We start from the raw sequence: 16,200 nt of genomic DNA on the forward strand, positions 1-16,200 counted from the left end.
TTAGTCGTTGGTTTTTACTGAGGCAGAATCTCCGACGCGCACCGGATCGGCAGGCGTCTCAAGCTTCTGAACAAGCGCGCCACATACTTCCTTGCGGACGTCCGTGACTACGGCTTCTCCGATGGTTTGAGCTCCCCGGGTTAACCGAACCGGCATCCCGACTTGCATTCCTGCCGTTCTGCCGGTATTCAGCACCACCACTCCGGACTCGGAATCAATGCTGAGCACCTTGGCTTCCGCCAGGGTTCCCGCGCCATCTCGCACGGGCTGTTGCCTGTATCCCAGAACGGATTCCAGCAGGCGCAGAGAACTCTCCACAGCCGTCCTGGCGTTCGCATCTTCGGATATGGCTTGTTTCATGTAGGCAAGGATGGCTCCGGAGAGCTTGACGGACGCCTGCTCCAGCCGCTGGATGCGGTCATTAAAGGCTTCGATGTCCGCCATCGCCTGAATCAGGCGTTCCTCGCTGTTACCTAGCGCAGCGCCCCCCAAAGCTTCCAGCCTGGAACGGATGTCCACCAGCTGTGCGGACGCCTTGTCGGCGTCGCTGCGGGCCTGGGCATAAGATGCCTTGAGGGCCGCATTCTGCTTTTCGAGGCGCTCGATTCTGCGCGTCAGTGCCGCCGTATCCTCTTCCGCTCCCTGCAACGCCCCGCCCAGCCCTACAAGGGTGGTAAGAGAGTATGCAAGGATGGAAGAAGAATTCGACATGTTGATTGTTAACTTACTGATTACTTCTTACCGATACCGCCGTGCTGTTTGAAGACACGAGTCGGAGCAAATTCACCAAGCTTGTGGCCTACCATGTTTTCCGTGACGTACACGGTGGCAAAGTTCTTGCCGGCGTGCACCAGGAAAGTCAGGCCGACGAAGTCAGGCGTAATCATGGATGCGCGGCTCCAGGTCTTGATCGGCTTGCGGTCGCCGGATTCAAGCTGAGCGTCGATCTTGGCAAGAAGCTTTTGGCTGACAAAAGGGCCTTTTTTGAGAGAACGTCCCATGTTATATAATCCTAGTTAAAGTTATAATATATTGATTACTTGGCATTGCGGCGCTGTACGATGACGGAGTCGCTGGGCTTGCGGAGACGGCGGGTCTTCTGGCCCTTGACGTGGCCCCACGGAGATTTGAGGTGCTGGCGACCGCCACCGGACTTGGATTTGCCTTCACCACCACCGTTCGGGTGGTCGACAGGGTTCATCGTCATACCGCGCACGGTAGGACGAACACCCATCCAGCGAGTACGGCCGGCCTTGCCGGACATTTCATTCATGTGCTGGGTATTGCCCACCTGACCGATCGTGCAGTAGCAATCTTCATTGAAACGGCGGATTTCACCGGAAGGCATCTTGATCAGCGCGTAGCCTGCTTCACGGTTGGAAACGATGGCCTGCTGGCCGGCAGCGCGGGCAACCTTGCCGCCGGAACCCGGACGAATTTCAATGTTGTGAACGGAAGTACCCAGAGGAACGTTCTTCAAGGGCATGGCATTGCCTACCTTGGGAGCAACCTTCTGGCCGCTTTCCACCTTCATGCCCACCTGCAGCCCCGTGGGGGCCAGAATGTAGGATTTTTCACCATCCTTGTACTCAATCAGAGCAATGCGGCAGGTGCGGTTGGGATCGTATTCGATCGTAAGAACGGTAGCGGGCACGTCAAACTTGTTGCGCTTGAAGTCCACCAGACGGTATTTGCGCTTATGACCACCACCAATATGGCGGGTGGTGATGCGGCCGTTGTTGTTGCGGCCGCCGGATTTCTTGAGGGGTCTGCAGAGACTCTTTTCCGGGGTAGAGGTGGTGATTTCGTCAAAGGACGGCCACACCTTGTAACGGTTAGAGGGAGTAACTGGCTTGAATGACTTGAGGGACATGATAGCTTTCCTTCCTAGTAGGGGGCGTTAAACGAGATCAAGGGTTTCACCGTTGGCAAGCTTGACGTAAGCCTTTTTCCAATGAGCGGTGCGACCTGCATCAGAGCGGCGCTGGCGCTTGAGTTTGCCGTCATAGTTGGCGGTACGCACGGATGCGACCTTCTTGCCGAAAGCGACTTCGACAGCCTTTTTGATTTCGATTTTGTTGGCGTCACGATCAACTTCAAAGACCAGCTCGCCGGTAGTTTCCTGGAGCATGGTGGCCTTTTCGCTGATGCGCACCTTCTTGATGACTTGGTAAATGTCTTTCATGGCTTCTTAAGCAGTACGGCTGGCGAGGGTTTCTAAAGCGTTGTCAACGAGGATCACTGCATCAGCATTCATGAGCTGTTCAATGTTCACTTCCGCGGCGGTCATCAGGAGGACTTCCTGAACGTTGCGGGCGGCACGGTAAGTGGTTTCGTCAAAGGAAGCTGCCACGATGAGCACCTTCTTGGCGTCCGTCAGGTCTTTGACGGCTTTGATGAAAGATTTGGTCTTGCCGTCAGCCACGGAGAATTCGGAAACGGTGCTGACCTTGGAAGCGGCAATCAGGTCACCCAGAACGCGGCGCAGAGCCAGGCGTCGGGTGCTCTTGTTCACCTTCTTGCTGTAGTCGCAGGGACGGGGACCGAAGACCACGCCGCCGCCCACAAAGATGGGAGCGCGCTTATCGCCGTGACGGGCATTACCGGTGCCCTTCTGACGGAAGATCTTCTTGTTATTGCCGCTGACTTCTGCGCGGGTCTTGGAATTGGCGGAACCGGTGCGGCGGTTCGCCTGGTAAGCCACGATCAGGTCATGCACAGCCTGGGAGCCCTTGTCACTGCCTACAACCTGGATGTTGGCGGCGGCGGCGGCTTCTAATGTAAAGGTATTTGCGGACATAGATAGGTTTTCCTATAATCAATGTGAGGTTAACTAAAGCCTTACTTCTTCTTGGCGGGGCGAATCACGAGGTAGGAACCGCGCGCGCCGGGCACAGCGCCGGAGATAAGAATGACATTATCTTCCGGACGAACGGCGACGACCTTAAGGTTCTGCACCGTGCGCTTGGCATTGCCCATCTGTCCGGGCATCTTCTGGTTCTTCCAGACGCGGCCGGGTGTGGAACAGCCGCCTACGCCGCCGGTACGGCGGTGCATCATGGAACCGTGGGCGGCGGGAGAACCGTGGAAGTTGTGGCGGCGCATCGCGCCCTGGAACCCCTTGCCTTTGGAAGTTCCGATCACATCAACCCACTGTCCGGCGGAAAAGAGATCCACGCCGGGATCTTCAGCGCCTTCAGCAGGCAGTTCGGATGCTTCTACGCGGAATTCCTTGAGAAGTTTGGTAGGCTGGATGCCCAGTTTCTTGAAGTGGCCAGCCTGAGGCTTGGCCACGCGGCTTTCCTTCTGCGCATCAAAGGCGACCTGGATAGCATTGTAGCCGTCCTTCTCTTCCGTTTTAATTTGAGCGAAGGTGTTGCCTTTGACGTCAATGACGGTCACGGGCACCATAGCGCCGGATTCCTGGTCAAACAGACGGGTCATGCCGACCTTTTTTCCGATAAGTCCTAGAGCCATTGTAGTGTGTCTTTCTGTTTTTTAATTACTTATCCGGGTGCCAAACTAGATGCGGATCGTGATGTCCACCCCAGCCGGAAGATTAAGCTTCTTGAGCTCATCAATCGTGCGCGCGGTCGGATCGACAATGTCGAGCAGACGCTTGTGGGTGCGGATTTCAAACTGTTCGGCCGATTTTTTGTTGACGTGAACGGAGCGGTTCACAGAAAACTTTTCAATGCGGGTCGGCAACGGAATCGGGCCGTGAACTTTGGCTCCGGTGCGCTTGGCGGTTTCAACGATCTCCTGGGAGGAGCGGTCGATAGCGCGGTAGTCAAATGCGCGGAGTCGAATGCGGATTTTTGGACTTTGCATGGACGTGCGGTCTATTGGTTATACTTCAAAGGTTTGTTTATTTAGCCTTCTCGCTGACAATCTGGTCAACGAGGTTCTGGGGCACCTGTTCAAAGTGGGAGGGCTCCATGGAATAGGAAGCGCGGCCACTGGAAAGGGTTCGGATGGCGGTGGAATAACCGAACATTTCGGACAAGGGGACCATAGCCTTCAAAATGCAGGCATTGGCCTTGTTTTCCATGTTGCTGATCTGGCCGCGGCGGCGGTTCAGGTCGCCCATGATGTCGCCCTGGTAATCGGTCGGGGTGGAAGCTTCAACGGACATGATGGGTTCCAGCATGATCGGCTTGGCTTTCTTGAAAGCGTCCTTCATGGCGAAGATGGCAGCCATCTTGAAAGCGTTTTCATTGGAGTCCACTTCGTGGTAGGAACCGTCCACCACTTCAACGTGCACGTCCACCACCGGATAACCGGCGACGACACCCGTGGTCATGGCTTCATTAAGGCCGGCATAAACGGCGTTCATGTATTCCTTGGGAATGGCACCGCCTACGATCTTGTTTTCAATGGTAAGCCCCTTGCCGCGTTCGTTCGGCTTCACATCGATGACCACGTGGCCGTATTGGCCGCGGCCGCCGGACTGCTTGACCAGCTTGCCGTCGCCATGGGCAGGGGCAGTAATGGTTTCGCGATAGGCAATCTGGGGCTTGCCGATGTCGGCTTCCACCTTGAATTCGCGCATCAGGCGGTCAATAATGATTTCCAGGTGAAGCTCACCCATGCCGGAAATCAGGGTCTGGCCGGTTTCTTCATCAGTCTTCACCCGGAAAGTCGGGTCTTCTTCAGACAGACGGCCCAGAGCATTGGACATTTTTTCCTGGTCAGCCTTGGTCTTGGGTTCTACCGCCATGGAAATAACGGTTTCCGGGAAGGTGGGGGGTTCCAGGCAGATATCATTGTCCGGGCTGGTGATGGTGTCGCCCGTGGTCACGTTGCGCAGCCCCACGATGGCGGCAATGTCTCCGGAGTACACGGCATCAATATCCGTATGCTGGTCAGCTTGAATCTGGATAATGCGGCCCACGCGTTCCGTCTTGCGGGTGCGGGGATTGTACACAGTGTCACCCTTCTTGAGAACACCGGAGTACACGCGGATGAACACCAGCTTGCCGACGAATTTGTCAGCCCAGAGCTTGAACGCCAGCACCATGGGCTTGGCGTCGTCCGTAGCGGTGATTTCGAAGGTCTTTTCCGGATCCAGCGTGCTTTCCGCATGGGCGGGAACAGTTTCTACCGGAGAGGGGAGGTAATCCACCACAGCGTCAAGCAGGAACTGGACGCCTTTGTTTTTGAAAGCGGAGCCACCGGCAACGGGCACAAATTTGTTGGCGATGGTGGCGCGGCGGATAGCTTCCTTGAGCTCTTTGGGAGTGAAGGGTTCTTCCATGAGCACCTTTTCAGCAAGCTCATCGTCCACGTCGGCCACACGGCTCACGAGTTCATGGTAGGCCAGCTCGGCTTCTTCCTTGAGTTCGTCGGGAATATCCTCAATCGTGTAGGTGGAGCCCAGGCGGTCGTTGTCGGCGTAAATGACGGCCTTCTGGTTCACCACGTCGATCTGACCGCGGAGCTGGTCTTCAGCGCCGATGGGAATCAGAATGGCAGCGGCATTCGCGCCCAGCTTGTTGTGGATATCGTCCAGCACATTGTTGAAGTTGGCGCCGGTACGGTCCATCTTGTTGACGAAGCACATGCGGGGCACGCTGTACTTGGTGGCCTGACGCCACACGGTTTCCGTCTGGGGCTGAACGCCGGCCACGCCGCAGAACACCACGATGGCGCCGTCAAGCACGCGAAGGGAACGTTCCACTTCAGCGGTAAAGTCAACGTGTCCGGGAGTGTCGATAATGTTCAGCTGGAAATTTTCGCCTTCGAACACTTTGCTGATACCTTCATTCTTCACCTGCTTCCAGTTGGTGGTGACAGCAGCAGAGGTAATGGTGATACCGCGTTCGCGTTCCTGCTCCATCCAGTCGGTCGTGGTGGAACCGTCGTGGGTTTCACCAATCTTGTGAATCATGCCGGTGTAGAAAAGAATACGCTCGGACAACGTGGTTTTGCCGGCGTCAATGTGAGCGGAAATACCGATATTGCGGTAACGCTCAAGGGGAGCCTTGCGATTGGGATTATTTACGTGATCGGACATAGTGTCTGGAAAGTATCTGTAGTGATCGAAAGTGAATGATTCGGCTGACAGTCGCGGAAGGAATTACCAGCGGAAATGAGCAAAGGCGCGGTTGGCCTGAGCCATTTTATGAACGTCGTCGCGCTTGCGAACGGAAGAACCCTGATTGTTGGCGGCTTCCTTGATTTCGTTGGCGAGAGCCTTGTGCATCGGCACCCCTTTGCGGTTGCGGGCATAGTTCACAATCCAGCGCATGGCCAGGGATTCGGAACGGGCCGGATCCACTTCAAGCGGCACCTGGTAAGTAGCGCCACCGACGCGGCGGCTCTTCACTTCCACACGGGGCTTGGCATTTTCAATGGCGCGAGTGATCACTTCCAGAGGATCAATGCTGTCCGTGCCTTCGTTAGCCATGTCAATAGCGGCATAAACAATGCGTTCCGCAAGGGAGCGCTTGCCATCCAGCATAACCTTGCTGATCAGTTTGCCAACAAGAGCGCTGTCGTAACGGGGGTCACGACGTTCGATTTTTCTATAAACGCGTTTACGGCGAGCCATAATATATAGTAGGTAAGATGTTTGGTTTACTTGGCAGCAGCCTTCGGACGCTTGGCGCCATACTTGGAGCGGCCCTGACGACGCTTGTCAACACCGAGGCAGTCAAGAGCGCCGCGGACGATATGGTAGCGAACACCCGGCAAGTCCTTCACACGACCGCCGCGAACAAGCACGATGGAGTGTTCCTGAAGGTTATGACCTTCACCGCCAATGTAGGCGATCACTTCTTCACCATTGGTAAGACGGACTTTAGCCACTTTACGGAGAGCCGAGTTCGGCTTTTTGGGCGTACGGGTCATCACCTGGAGACAAACACCGCGGCGTTGCGGACAGCTATGAAGAGCACGTGATTTGGACTTCTCTTCCGGAGTAATACGTCCCTTGCGGACGAGCTGATTAATGGTCGGCATGTTTTCCTGCTTTGGTTGTGGTTCGTCGGTCTGATCCGATATTCAAGGCGAACATTCCTTTTTATAAGCAGGAAGCGCGCCTTTTTTCCGGAGGCAAACCCGATAGAAAACGTATTTCTTGTGCCTTTCGGCACGTTTGGGGACGGCCAATATAACGTGATTTTATATCATGACAAGTCTTTTATTCATCTTTTCCTAAATATTTTATCCGTGCCATTTTCCCCGCTCCTTCCAAAACTCCATTTCGGATTCCCGGGACCCTTTTTCTTCCCCGTCCGGCAGTTTCTCCACAGATGAAGAATAAAACAGAAAAATTTCCCCGCAGGCAGAAAAACTATTTCTTCATGTCCGGCCCCTTACCGCAAAAAAATGCCTGAAGCGCGGGAGAGACACGAACAAAACACGCCTGTCATCAGAATTCGCGAAAAAGTTTTTTTCATCAAAAACGGCAGCCGGGCTATTCATTGCGCATCCGCCAGCTGTCCCATTTTGCCCTGTCCGGAAAATATGACATAAAAAATCCGTTTCCGGAACGCATCCAGAAACGGATTTCATGAATTAACCAGGCAGACCGCTATTTCCTGGACGCCACCAAGGAATGCCCGGACATTTCAGCAGGCTGTTTCAACCCCATCAGGCTCAGCAACGTGGGAGCGACATCCGCCAGAATGCCATTGGAAAGGGTTACCTGATCCTTATCAGCCGCCACATAAATAAGGTCCACAAGGTTGGTCGTGTGGGCTGTATTCGGGGAACCATCCTCATTGCGCATGTGTTCGGCATTGCCGTGATCCGCCGTAATAAGCAGCTTGCCGCCAAGTTCCAACACCTTCTTCACGCACTTTTCCAAGGCGCTGTCCACCGCTTCGCAGGCGGCAATGCCGGCTTCCACAAATCCGGTATGGCCCACCATGTCCCCATTGGCGAAATTCATGATGACCACATCGTACTTGTCCACAGCGTCCACAAACTTATCCGCCACTTCCGCCGCGCTCATCTGGGGCTTCAGGTCATAAGTGGCCACTTCCCGGGGGAAGGAACAAGAATGCGGTCTTCTCCGGGGAACTGGGTCTCCACACCTCCGTTAAAGAAGAAAGTAACGTGGGCGTACTTTTCCGTTTCCGCTATGCGGAGCTGGGTTTTCCCGGCTTCCGACACAATCTGCCCGAAAATATTGTTCAACTGTTCCTGTTCAAAAACAATGGGAGAGGGATACTTGGCATCATATTCCGTTAACGTCACATAGTGCACTTTAGGCGTCACTTCACGGTCAAAGCCGTCAAATTCGGGATAAAGGAAAGCGTCGCTCATCTGCCGGGCGCGGTCCGCACGGAAATTGAAGAAGAACACCACGTCGTTATCCCGTACGCGCTGTTCGTTGCCATAGGCAAAAATGCCGGGCTTCAGGAACTCATCCGTCTCACCCTTCGCATAACACTGCTCCACATATTCGGCAGGGGAGCAGGAGCACTGTTCGCCGCGTCCCAGCACGATGGCATCCCATGCCAGCTTATTGCGGTCCCAGCGTTTGTCCCGATCCATCGCATAGAAACGGCCGACAACCGTGGCAATTTTGGCGCCGTACGGCCTGACGGCTTCCTCCAGCTGGCGGACAAAACCGGCTCCGCTGGTCGGCGAACAATCGCGACCATCCGTAATGGCATGGATGCAGATATCGCGGACACCCGCTTCATAAGCATATTTGACGATGCCGATCAAATGGTTGATATGGCTGTGCACGCCGCCGTCGCTCACCAGGCCGAGCAGGTGCAGGCGGGAAGAAGCGGCCTGGGAAAAAGCGGTCTTCAGCACGGCGTTTTCCCCCATGGAACCATCTTTGATGGCATTGTCCACCCGGCAGAGATCCTGAAAGACAACGCGGCCCGCGCCCAGGTTCAAATGCCCTACCTCGGAATTGCCCATCTGACCGTCCGGAAGGCCCACATCCTCCCCGGAAGCGCCCAGCAGGCTATGGGGATAGTTGGCAAGGAGGTAATCAGTGAAGGGGGTATCAGCCAGAACAGTGGCGTCACCGTACTCTTTCGCGACATCAGGCCCCAACGGATTGCGGCCCCAGCCGTCGCGAATAACAAGAACGACAGGCTTTTTAGAAGACATGGGCTTTATTTACAGACATCTCCTCCTTTTGAAAAGCCTGAAATCAGGCATTCCCTCTCCGATTCTGAAATTGCCTGAGGTTTGCCGCCCCTCCCCAAACGAACGACCACATATCTTCCCCTCATCACCGGACGCCCGGAATGAAACACGGCAAATTTCCATTCCAGAGAACTGGTTCCCACCGTTCCCAGACTTAATTCAATGCTCAGCCAATCTCCCAGCCCCGCGGAGCTGGAGTAATCCGCCTCCACATGCACGCGGGGCCAGCCGCAGTCTGGGGAAAAAATCTCCACTCCCCGGGAACGCAGGTACTCGTGCTCCACTTCCTCCACCAAACAAAGCAGACGGGAGAAATGGGCCACCCCGGAAGCATCCGTATCATGAAAAGCTACCTGGCGCGTTCTGACAAAAGGAATGCAGGGAAAATCTTCAGGCATGCCGTCATCCTGCCCTCTCCCCCGGAATCATGTCCAGCCGCAAATGCGCGACAATATGTCACATCAGCTTGATTTGTGACATGCCGCTCTTTATATATAAGAGCGAGCCGCACGGCAACGGAACCGCCGCCATGAAAAAAGACACCATTGACAAGCTGATCGGCCGCATTGACCACATCAAGGAGGAAGACCTCCAGCGCTTTTTTGTCAAGCTGGCGGAACAGCAGGGTTTTTTTCAGCAGGTATTTGAAGCCATTCAGGAAGGCCTGATCCTGCTGGATAACAAGGGAAAAATTCTGTTCGTCAACCAGGCTGCCCTCAAACTCTTTGACAAGGAACGCGGGCAGATCACTCCGGATGACTTCTGTATTTTCCTGGGCAGGGACTGTACATGGGACACTATCCAGCAGAGCCGGACCGCCGTCTCCCGGGACACGGAAATCTTTTACCCGGAGCACAGATTCCTGAACATCTTCATTTCCCCTATCGGCGGCAAAAACCAGGGCCACCTGGTCCTGATACGGGATGAAACACCCCGGCAGAAGAAAAACGCGGAAAACATTGAGGCAGAACGACTGAATGCCTTGACGCTACTGGCCGCAGGAGTGGCTCATGAAATAGGCAACCCCCTCAATTCCATAGGCCTCCATCTCCAGCTCCTGGCCAGAAAGGCAAAGCAGCTGCCTCCAAAATACCGGACGGATATGGAGGAACTGCTGAAAACAGCGGAGAGCGAAACCACGCGGCTGGACGTTATCCTGAAGCAATTCCTCCAGGCCATCCGCCCCACCAGGCCCATCCGGGAACCCTACAATATTGAAACCATCCTCATGGAAGTGCTGAAACTGCTGGAACCGGAAATCCAGCAGCGCGGCATCCAGATCAACACGGACCTCCAGCCCAGTCTTCCCATCCTCAGCCTGGACCCCGTCCAGATCAAACAAGTCTTTTACAACCTGATCAAGAATGCCTACCAGGCCATTCCTCCGGAGGGAGGCACTATTCTGCTCAAAAGCGGTTATACGGATGACAGCGTATTCGTCACTGTGGCGGATACCGGCTGCGGCATTTCACCGGAGGTCATGGGCAGTATTTATGAACCTTTCCTGACCACCAAATCCACCGGCTCCGGACTGGGGCTGCTTATCGTTCGCCGCATCGTGAAGGAACACGGCGGCTCCATCACCCTGGCCAGCCAGCCGGGTCAGGGAACCACCATTACGGTCTTCCTGCCGCGCGTGGAACGCACCATCAGGCTCCTGCCCCCCTCCATTCCATCATGAAGATGCCTGTCTTGCTGATCGTAGATGATGAAAAACCTACGCGCGACGCTCTGCGCATGGGTTTTCAGGATGATTACGAGGTGTACACCGCCGCCAATCTCTCCCAGGCTTCCGCCCTCCTGCGGGAAGAATCTCCGGATCTGGTCCTGACGGATCTGAGACTGGGCGGGGAAAGCGGTATGGATGTGCTGAAAGCCGCCGCCGCCCTGCCCCACCCTCCGCAAAGCATCATGATGACTGCCTACGGCTCCGTGGATGCCGCCGTAGCAGCTATGAAAGAGGGAGCGTACGACTTCGTCACCAAACCCCTGAATCTGGACGCCGTGGAGCTGGTGCTCAAACGGGCGCTCCACACCCGGAACCTGGAAACGGCCAACCAGGAACTCACCACCCGCATCCAGGCGGACTCCGGCCTGCAAAAACTGCTGGGCAGGTCCGCCGCCATGGAACACGTATTCTCCATTATTCGCCAGGTGGCTCCCAGCAAAACGACCGTGCTGATTGAGGGGGAAAGCGGCACCGGGAAAGAACTCGTAGCCCAGGCCATCCATTCCCTCTCCGGAAGGCCGGAAAATAAATTCGTGGCCGTCAACTGTGCGGCCCTTTCCCCCCAATTATTGGAAAGCGAACTGTTCGGCCATGAAAAAGGCTCCTTCACCGGAGCCGGACAACGCCGCATCGGCCGCTTTGAGCAGGCGGACGGCGGCACTATCTTTCTGGATGAAATCGGGGAAATAGACGCCGGAACGCAAGTCCGGCTGCTGCGGGTGCTGTCTGAACGGACCATAGAACGCGTAGGGTCCAATGTATCCATTCCCGTCAATGTGCGCGTTATCGCGGCCACCAACAAATCATTGAAAAAACTCGTCCAGGAAGGGAAATTCCGGGAAGACCTCTACTTCCGTCTCAATGTGGTGCATATCCAAATGCCCCCCCTCCGGGACCGCCGGGAAGACATTCCCCTGCTTGCTACCGCCTTCCTGAAAGAATTCGCCAGAGAAAACAACAAGGAATTCAAGCCTCTTTCCCGGGACGCGCTTGAAGCCGTCCGGAATTACCAGTGGCCGGGAAACGTTCGTGAACTCCGCACGGCCATGGAACATGGCGTCGTCATGAGCAATTCCGCCAGCATAGGCATCCACCATCTTCCCCCTCAACTGCAGGATACTTCTCCGGAAACCCCTCCACAGGAACGGCCGGAGGACAATGCACCCAACACGCAGAATGGGCTTGTCCCGGCCGGGGTTTTGAATTTATCCTTGCTGGAACGGAATGCCATCCAACAAGCACTGGCCCAGTCAAACGGCAACAAAACGGCAGCGGCCCACCTGCTGGGCATCAGCCGGCGCACCCTTCAACGCAAACTACAAGATATCCTCCATTCATGAATGAGTCCTCCTCGGCATCCCGCACCCCTTTTATCATCATCCTTATCCTGCTGCTGGCAATCACGGGGGTGCAGTACTTTTTCAACTTTAACGGGCTGGGCACCGACGCCGCCATGGACCACGCCCAAATCGCCCGCAACGTAGCCAGGGGGCAGGGGATGACCACCAACTGGCTGAGGCCCATCCAGATGGTCTCCGGGAGTACCCGCGCCGGCCTCAACCCTTTTCTTTCAGACGCCCAGATACACGAACAGGAAGCCATCCGGGCCGGACAGGGCGAAACCCTTGTCGATCCGGAAAAATTCAATCCCTACGCCCTCCGGGACACACGCAACGCTCCGTTGAACATTCTGGTGGAAGCAGTCGTCTTCAAGATGGCCGGCGTCCACAAATTTGATCTGTGGAGCATGACGGGCTCATCCATGATTTATCTGCCTGACCGAATTGTGGCGGGCATTTCCTGCATGTTTTTCATCCTGGCCGTCCTGAGCTGCTATTATATCCTCCTCCGGATGTTTGACGTCACCATCGCCTGCTTCACCTGCCTGACGATGATACTCAGTAATCTTTTCCTGCAATACGCCACCAGCGGCCTCCCGCAGATGATGATGCTCTTCTTCTTTGCCTGGGGCATCTATTTTCTGTACCGGGCGCTGCAAAACAAGGAGGAGAACCGCGCATTCCTGCTGCCTCTCATCGGCAGCTCCATCTGTTTCTCATGCGTTTGCCTCACCGGGTGGATCGGACTGTGGCCCATGGCCGGTTTTCTGATTTTTGCAGGCATCCGGTTCAAACCGCACGGCCTGTACTGCATCCCGGGCCTTATCATTCTCCTTCTTTTCCTGGCCTACCCCATTTACATCAACCGCTCCCTCAGCGGGGGCTTCTTCGGAACGGCTTACTACACCATCTTCACGGGGCTGACCGGCAATGAAGAAATAGCGATGAATGCTCTGGTTTCCGGAAGCATTCCCATCGCCGCCCAAAAAGTCGTCACTTCCGTCATCAACAACATTCTGACACAGGGTGACCTTCTCTATGAAAACCTCGGCAATCTTCCCCTGGCCATGGTATTTCTGCTGGCCCTCCTGCATAAATTCAAACGGCCGGAAGTCAACCAGTCCAAATGGGGCATTTTTGCCATGTGGGTTCCTGCCGTCATCGGCATGGCCATTTATACCTCCAATAAAACCGGCATTTCCTTAGGGCAGATTCAAATCCTCTTCGCTCCCTTTTTCACGGCCTACGGCACGGCATTTGTTCTCAACCTGATTGCCAGGCATTCCAACAGAGAACTAATCTCCATCCTTCGGGGCGGCGTTCTGCTGCTTTCCCTGCTCATCACCTCCCTTCCGCTTCTGCTCAACCTTCCGCACATTGTGCGGGTGGGCATCCTGACAGCCGGCCGCGGTATTCCGGCATGGCCTCCCTACTATCCCCAGGGCCTTAACCGGGATCTTCGCTCCCAGACGGCGGAAAAGGATTTCATTCTCACGGACCAGCCGGCCGCCGTCGGCTGGTATGCAGACCGGAAAGCCATCGGCATCCCCAAAATGGTGGAACAACTCATGGTGCTGGAACGCATTCTGAAATTCCACGGCGGCAAGGTGGGCAGCATTCTGGTGACTCCCTCTTCCACATCAAAAATGAACCTCCGCACCATTGCCTCCTCCTACGGAGAATTCACTCCCCTCGTTCTGGAAGGCACCGTTCTGTTCCAGACCAAGGATAAAAATCCCGTGTACCTCTTTGACCACAGTCAGGCGCTTGCTCCCCTGGCGCAGCGCTTCGGAACGCCTGATTCCCGCCAATTCATTCAGGGAGCGGAAATGATTCTTTACAAAGACCTTCAGGAAACCACTCCTCAACCTTAATCCCCATATGGCCAAACAACGGAAAAACGCTCCAGGATTTGAAGAATCCGTAGCACGCCTGGAAGAAATCATACGTCTGACGGAAGCCCCCATTACCGAGCTGGAAGACATGATAGCCCTGGTGGAAGAAGGCAATAAGCTCATCCGTCACTGCCGCAGCATCCTGCATGACGCGGAACTGCGCATTCAAACTCTCAGCAACCCGGAAGCCGTTCAGGATAAAACGGATACCGATGAACCAGACAGCAATGAATTCTCCCTCACCTGAACTTCCGGAACTGCTGGCAAGCATCCGCAGCCACGCAGACCTGATGAAAATTCCTGAGTCGGAACTGCCCAGGCTCGCGGAAGAAATCCGGAATACGCTCATTCACTCCCTTTCCCTCACCGGAGGCCACCTGGGCCCCAACCTGGGCGTAGTAGAACTGAGCATTGCCCTTCACCGCGTCTTTGAAACGCCGCGGGATAAAATCATCTTTGACGTCTCCCACCAGGCCTATGTCCATAAAATGCTGACGGGGCGCGCTCCCCTGATCCATACCATCCGCCAGCATGGGGGGCTTTCCGGATTCGCCAAAATGTCCGAATCCCCTCACGACTCCTACGGAGCGGGGCATGCGGGCACGGCGCTTTCCGCCGCCCTGGGCATGTGCGCGGCCAGGGACCTGAAAGGAGAAGACTACCATGTGGTGGCCGTAGCCGGAGATGCGGCATTCACCTGCGGCACCACTCTGGAGGCGCTGAACAATATCAGCCAGACCACCAAACGCTACATCACCATTCTGAATGACAACGAATGGGCCATCGACAAAAACGTAGGAGCGCTGGCAAAATACTTCAACTCCCTGCAAACTTCGGAAACCTTTTCCTGGTTAAGGGATAAAACAGCCTCCTTCATTGAAAAGCTGGGCGGCGCGCAGGCCAGGGACTTTGCTTTCAAGCTGGAAGGCACCACCCAGAACCTGATCTTCCCGTCACTCCTGTTCAACAAATTCGGGCTGCGCTATTTCGGTCCCCTGGACGGACACGACATTCCCACCCTGATACGTACCCTCGCCTACATCAAGGATCTCAACGAACCCGTTATTCTGCATGTGGTCACCCAGAAGGGCAAGGGCTACCAGCCCGCCCTGGACAACCCCACCAAATTCCACGGCCTGGGCTCCTATTGCGTGAGGGACGGGGAAACGCAGGCCGCCCCCACCCCCACATTCTCCCATATCTTCGGCTCCACGCTGGTGAAAATGGCGCGCGAGGATGAATCCATCACAGCCATCACGGCCGCCATGGCCAGCGGCACCAAGCTGGACTTATTCAAGGAAGCTTTCCCCAAACGTTATTTTGACGTAGGAATCGCGGAAGAGCATGGTGCCCTCTTCGCCTGCGGGCTGGCGGCGGAGGGCATGAAACCCTACATCGCCATTTACTCCACTTTCATGCAGCGCTGTATTGACATGATTCAACATGACGCCGCGCTGCAAAAACTGCCCGTGCGTTTTTGCATGGACCGCGCCGGACTGTCCCCGGACGACGGCCCCACACACCACGGGCTGTTTGACATTGCCATGATTCGCAGCATCCCGAACATTGTCTTCATGCAGCCCAAGGATGAAGCTGAATTCGTCCACATGCTCCGAACCATGAACCATTACCAGAACGGGCCCACCGTTATCCGCTATCCCAGGGGCTGCGGCGCCGGAGTACCCGTCCCCGCCAAGGGGGAAATCCTCCCCATCGGCAAGGCGGAAGTACTTCAGACGGGACAGGATGTAACCCTCGTCTCCCTGGGCACCATGATCGGCATCGCCCGGGAAACCGCCTCGCTGCTGGAAGCCCGCGGCTACACCGTTACCCTGATCAATGCCCGTTTCATCAAACCTCTGGATGATGAATGCATCCGCCGTCACGCAGAACGCAGCAGGGTAGTCTGCACCTTCGAAGACCACTCCATCAGCGGCGGCTTCAACTCCTCCGTCCTTGAATCCCTGGAAACCGGAGACATCAAGACGCCCGTGGAGGCCATCGCATGGCCGGATCAATTCATTGAGCATGGTTCGGAATCCATCCTCAGAAAAAAATATGGACTCACGGCGGAAGCCGCGCTACAAAAAATCATTCCCCACCTGAACTCCTGATT

The 16,200-nt window shown here is 55.6% G+C and carries 16 protein-coding genes and 1 pseudogene; 5 read left to right on the forward strand and 12 right to left on the reverse strand.

Annotated features, from left to right (window positions below; genetic code table 11):
• The 12 genes and pseudogenes from O4G22_RS01825 to O4G22_RS01885 form a co-directional block, all read right to left on the reverse strand.
• Entirely contained in the window at positions 1 to 711 is a 711-nt protein-coding gene (locus tag O4G22_RS01825) for a hypothetical protein (protein WP_297404337.1), read from the reverse strand.
• A 20-nt stretch (positions 712 to 731) separates the two neighbouring features.
• Complete coding sequence (gene rpsS, locus O4G22_RS01830; RefSeq protein ID WP_012419357.1) at positions 732 to 1,001, reverse strand: 30S ribosomal protein S19; 270 nt, start codon at positions 999 to 1,001, stop codon at positions 732 to 734.
• Between the two features lie 35 nt (positions 1,002 to 1,036).
• A complete protein-coding gene (rplB, locus tag O4G22_RS01835) occupies positions 1,037 to 1,873 on the reverse strand; it encodes a 50S ribosomal protein L2 (protein ID WP_012419358.1) in 837 nt (278 codons plus the stop codon).
• Positions 1,874 to 1,900: 27 nt separating this feature from the next.
• Complete coding sequence (gene rplW, locus O4G22_RS01840; RefSeq protein ID WP_012419359.1) at positions 1,901 to 2,185, reverse strand: 50S ribosomal protein L23; 285 nt, start codon at positions 2,183 to 2,185, stop codon at positions 1,901 to 1,903.
• 6 nt (positions 2,186 to 2,191) lie between these two features.
• Complete coding sequence (gene rplD, locus O4G22_RS01845; RefSeq protein ID WP_012419360.1) at positions 2,192 to 2,800, reverse strand: 50S ribosomal protein L4; 609 nt, start codon at positions 2,798 to 2,800, stop codon at positions 2,192 to 2,194.
• 41 nt (positions 2,801 to 2,841) lie between these two features.
• Positions 2,842 to 3,477, reverse strand: a complete 636-nt coding sequence (rplC, locus tag O4G22_RS01850; RefSeq protein WP_022198349.1) for a 50S ribosomal protein L3 — start codon at positions 3,475 to 3,477, stop codon at positions 2,842 to 2,844.
• 45 nt (positions 3,478 to 3,522) lie between these two features.
• Positions 3,523 to 3,831 (reverse strand): 30S ribosomal protein S10, encoded by a 309-nt coding sequence (rpsJ, locus tag O4G22_RS01855; RefSeq protein WP_012419362.1) that lies wholly within the window; start codon positions 3,829 to 3,831, stop codon positions 3,523 to 3,525.
• A gap of 37 nt (positions 3,832 to 3,868) precedes the next feature.
• Positions 3,869 to 6,016, reverse strand: coding sequence for an elongation factor G (gene fusA, locus O4G22_RS01860; protein WP_094137487.1), 2,148 nt, complete (start codon positions 6,014 to 6,016; stop codon positions 3,869 to 3,871).
• A 63-nt stretch (positions 6,017 to 6,079) separates the two neighbouring features.
• A complete protein-coding gene (gene rpsG, locus O4G22_RS01865; RefSeq protein WP_012419364.1) occupies positions 6,080 to 6,553 on the reverse strand; it encodes a 30S ribosomal protein S7 in 474 nt (157 codons plus the stop codon).
• 26 nt (positions 6,554 to 6,579) lie between these two features.
• Complete coding sequence (gene rpsL / locus O4G22_RS01870) at positions 6,580 to 6,963, reverse strand: 30S ribosomal protein S12 (RefSeq protein ID WP_012419365.1); 384 nt, start codon at positions 6,961 to 6,963, stop codon at positions 6,580 to 6,582.
• Positions 6,964 to 7,537: 574 nt separating this feature from the next.
• Positions 7,538 to 9,081 (reverse strand): annotated as a pseudogene (gpmI, locus tag O4G22_RS01880) (2,3-bisphosphoglycerate-independent phosphoglycerate mutase).
• A gap of 5 nt (positions 9,082 to 9,086) precedes the next feature.
• On the reverse strand, positions 9,087 to 9,518 hold the full coding sequence (locus O4G22_RS01885) for an acyl-CoA thioesterase (protein ID WP_306702010.1): 432 nt from the start codon (positions 9,516 to 9,518) through the stop codon (positions 9,087 to 9,089).
• An 80-nt stretch (positions 9,519 to 9,598) separates the two neighbouring features.
• Here O4G22_RS01885 and O4G22_RS01890 point away from each other — a divergent pair, with 80 nt between their 5' ends.
• Genes O4G22_RS01890 through dxs form a run of 5 tightly spaced genes read left to right on the forward strand, consistent with a single transcriptional unit; the run spans position 9,599 to position 16,198 of the window.
• A complete protein-coding gene (locus O4G22_RS01890; protein WP_179218592.1) occupies positions 9,599 to 10,801 on the forward strand; it encodes a two-component system sensor histidine kinase NtrB in 1,203 nt (400 codons plus the stop codon).
• Positions 10,798 to 12,189 carry a sigma-54-dependent transcriptional regulator gene (locus O4G22_RS01895; RefSeq protein WP_306702011.1) on the forward strand — a complete coding sequence of 464 codons (1,392 nt, stop codon included), beginning with the start codon at positions 10,798 to 10,800 and terminating at the stop codon, positions 12,187 to 12,189. The genes O4G22_RS01890 and O4G22_RS01895 overlap by 4 nt, the downstream gene beginning before the upstream one ends.
• Positions 12,186 to 14,063: an ArnT family glycosyltransferase gene (locus O4G22_RS01900; RefSeq protein WP_297547155.1), complete on the forward strand. Its 1,878-nt coding sequence runs from the start codon at positions 12,186 to 12,188 to the stop codon at positions 14,061 to 14,063. The genes O4G22_RS01895 and O4G22_RS01900 overlap by 4 nt, the downstream gene beginning before the upstream one ends.
• Positions 14,064 to 14,070: 7 nt before the next feature.
• Positions 14,071 to 14,331: an exodeoxyribonuclease VII small subunit gene (xseB, locus tag O4G22_RS01905; protein WP_306702012.1), complete on the forward strand. Its 261-nt coding sequence runs from the start codon at positions 14,071 to 14,073 to the stop codon at positions 14,329 to 14,331.
• Positions 14,312 to 16,198: a 1-deoxy-D-xylulose-5-phosphate synthase gene (gene dxs, locus O4G22_RS01910; protein ID WP_306702013.1), complete on the forward strand. Its 1,887-nt coding sequence runs from the start codon at positions 14,312 to 14,314 to the stop codon at positions 16,196 to 16,198. Before xseB ends, dxs begins: the two co-directional genes overlap by 20 nt.
• Positions 16,199 to 16,200: the final 2 nt, after the last annotated feature.

It is taken from the genome of Akkermansia muciniphila, from assembly GCF_030848305.1.
Lineage (GTDB): Bacteria > Verrucomicrobiota > Verrucomicrobiia > Verrucomicrobiales > Akkermansiaceae > Akkermansia > Akkermansia muciniphila_A.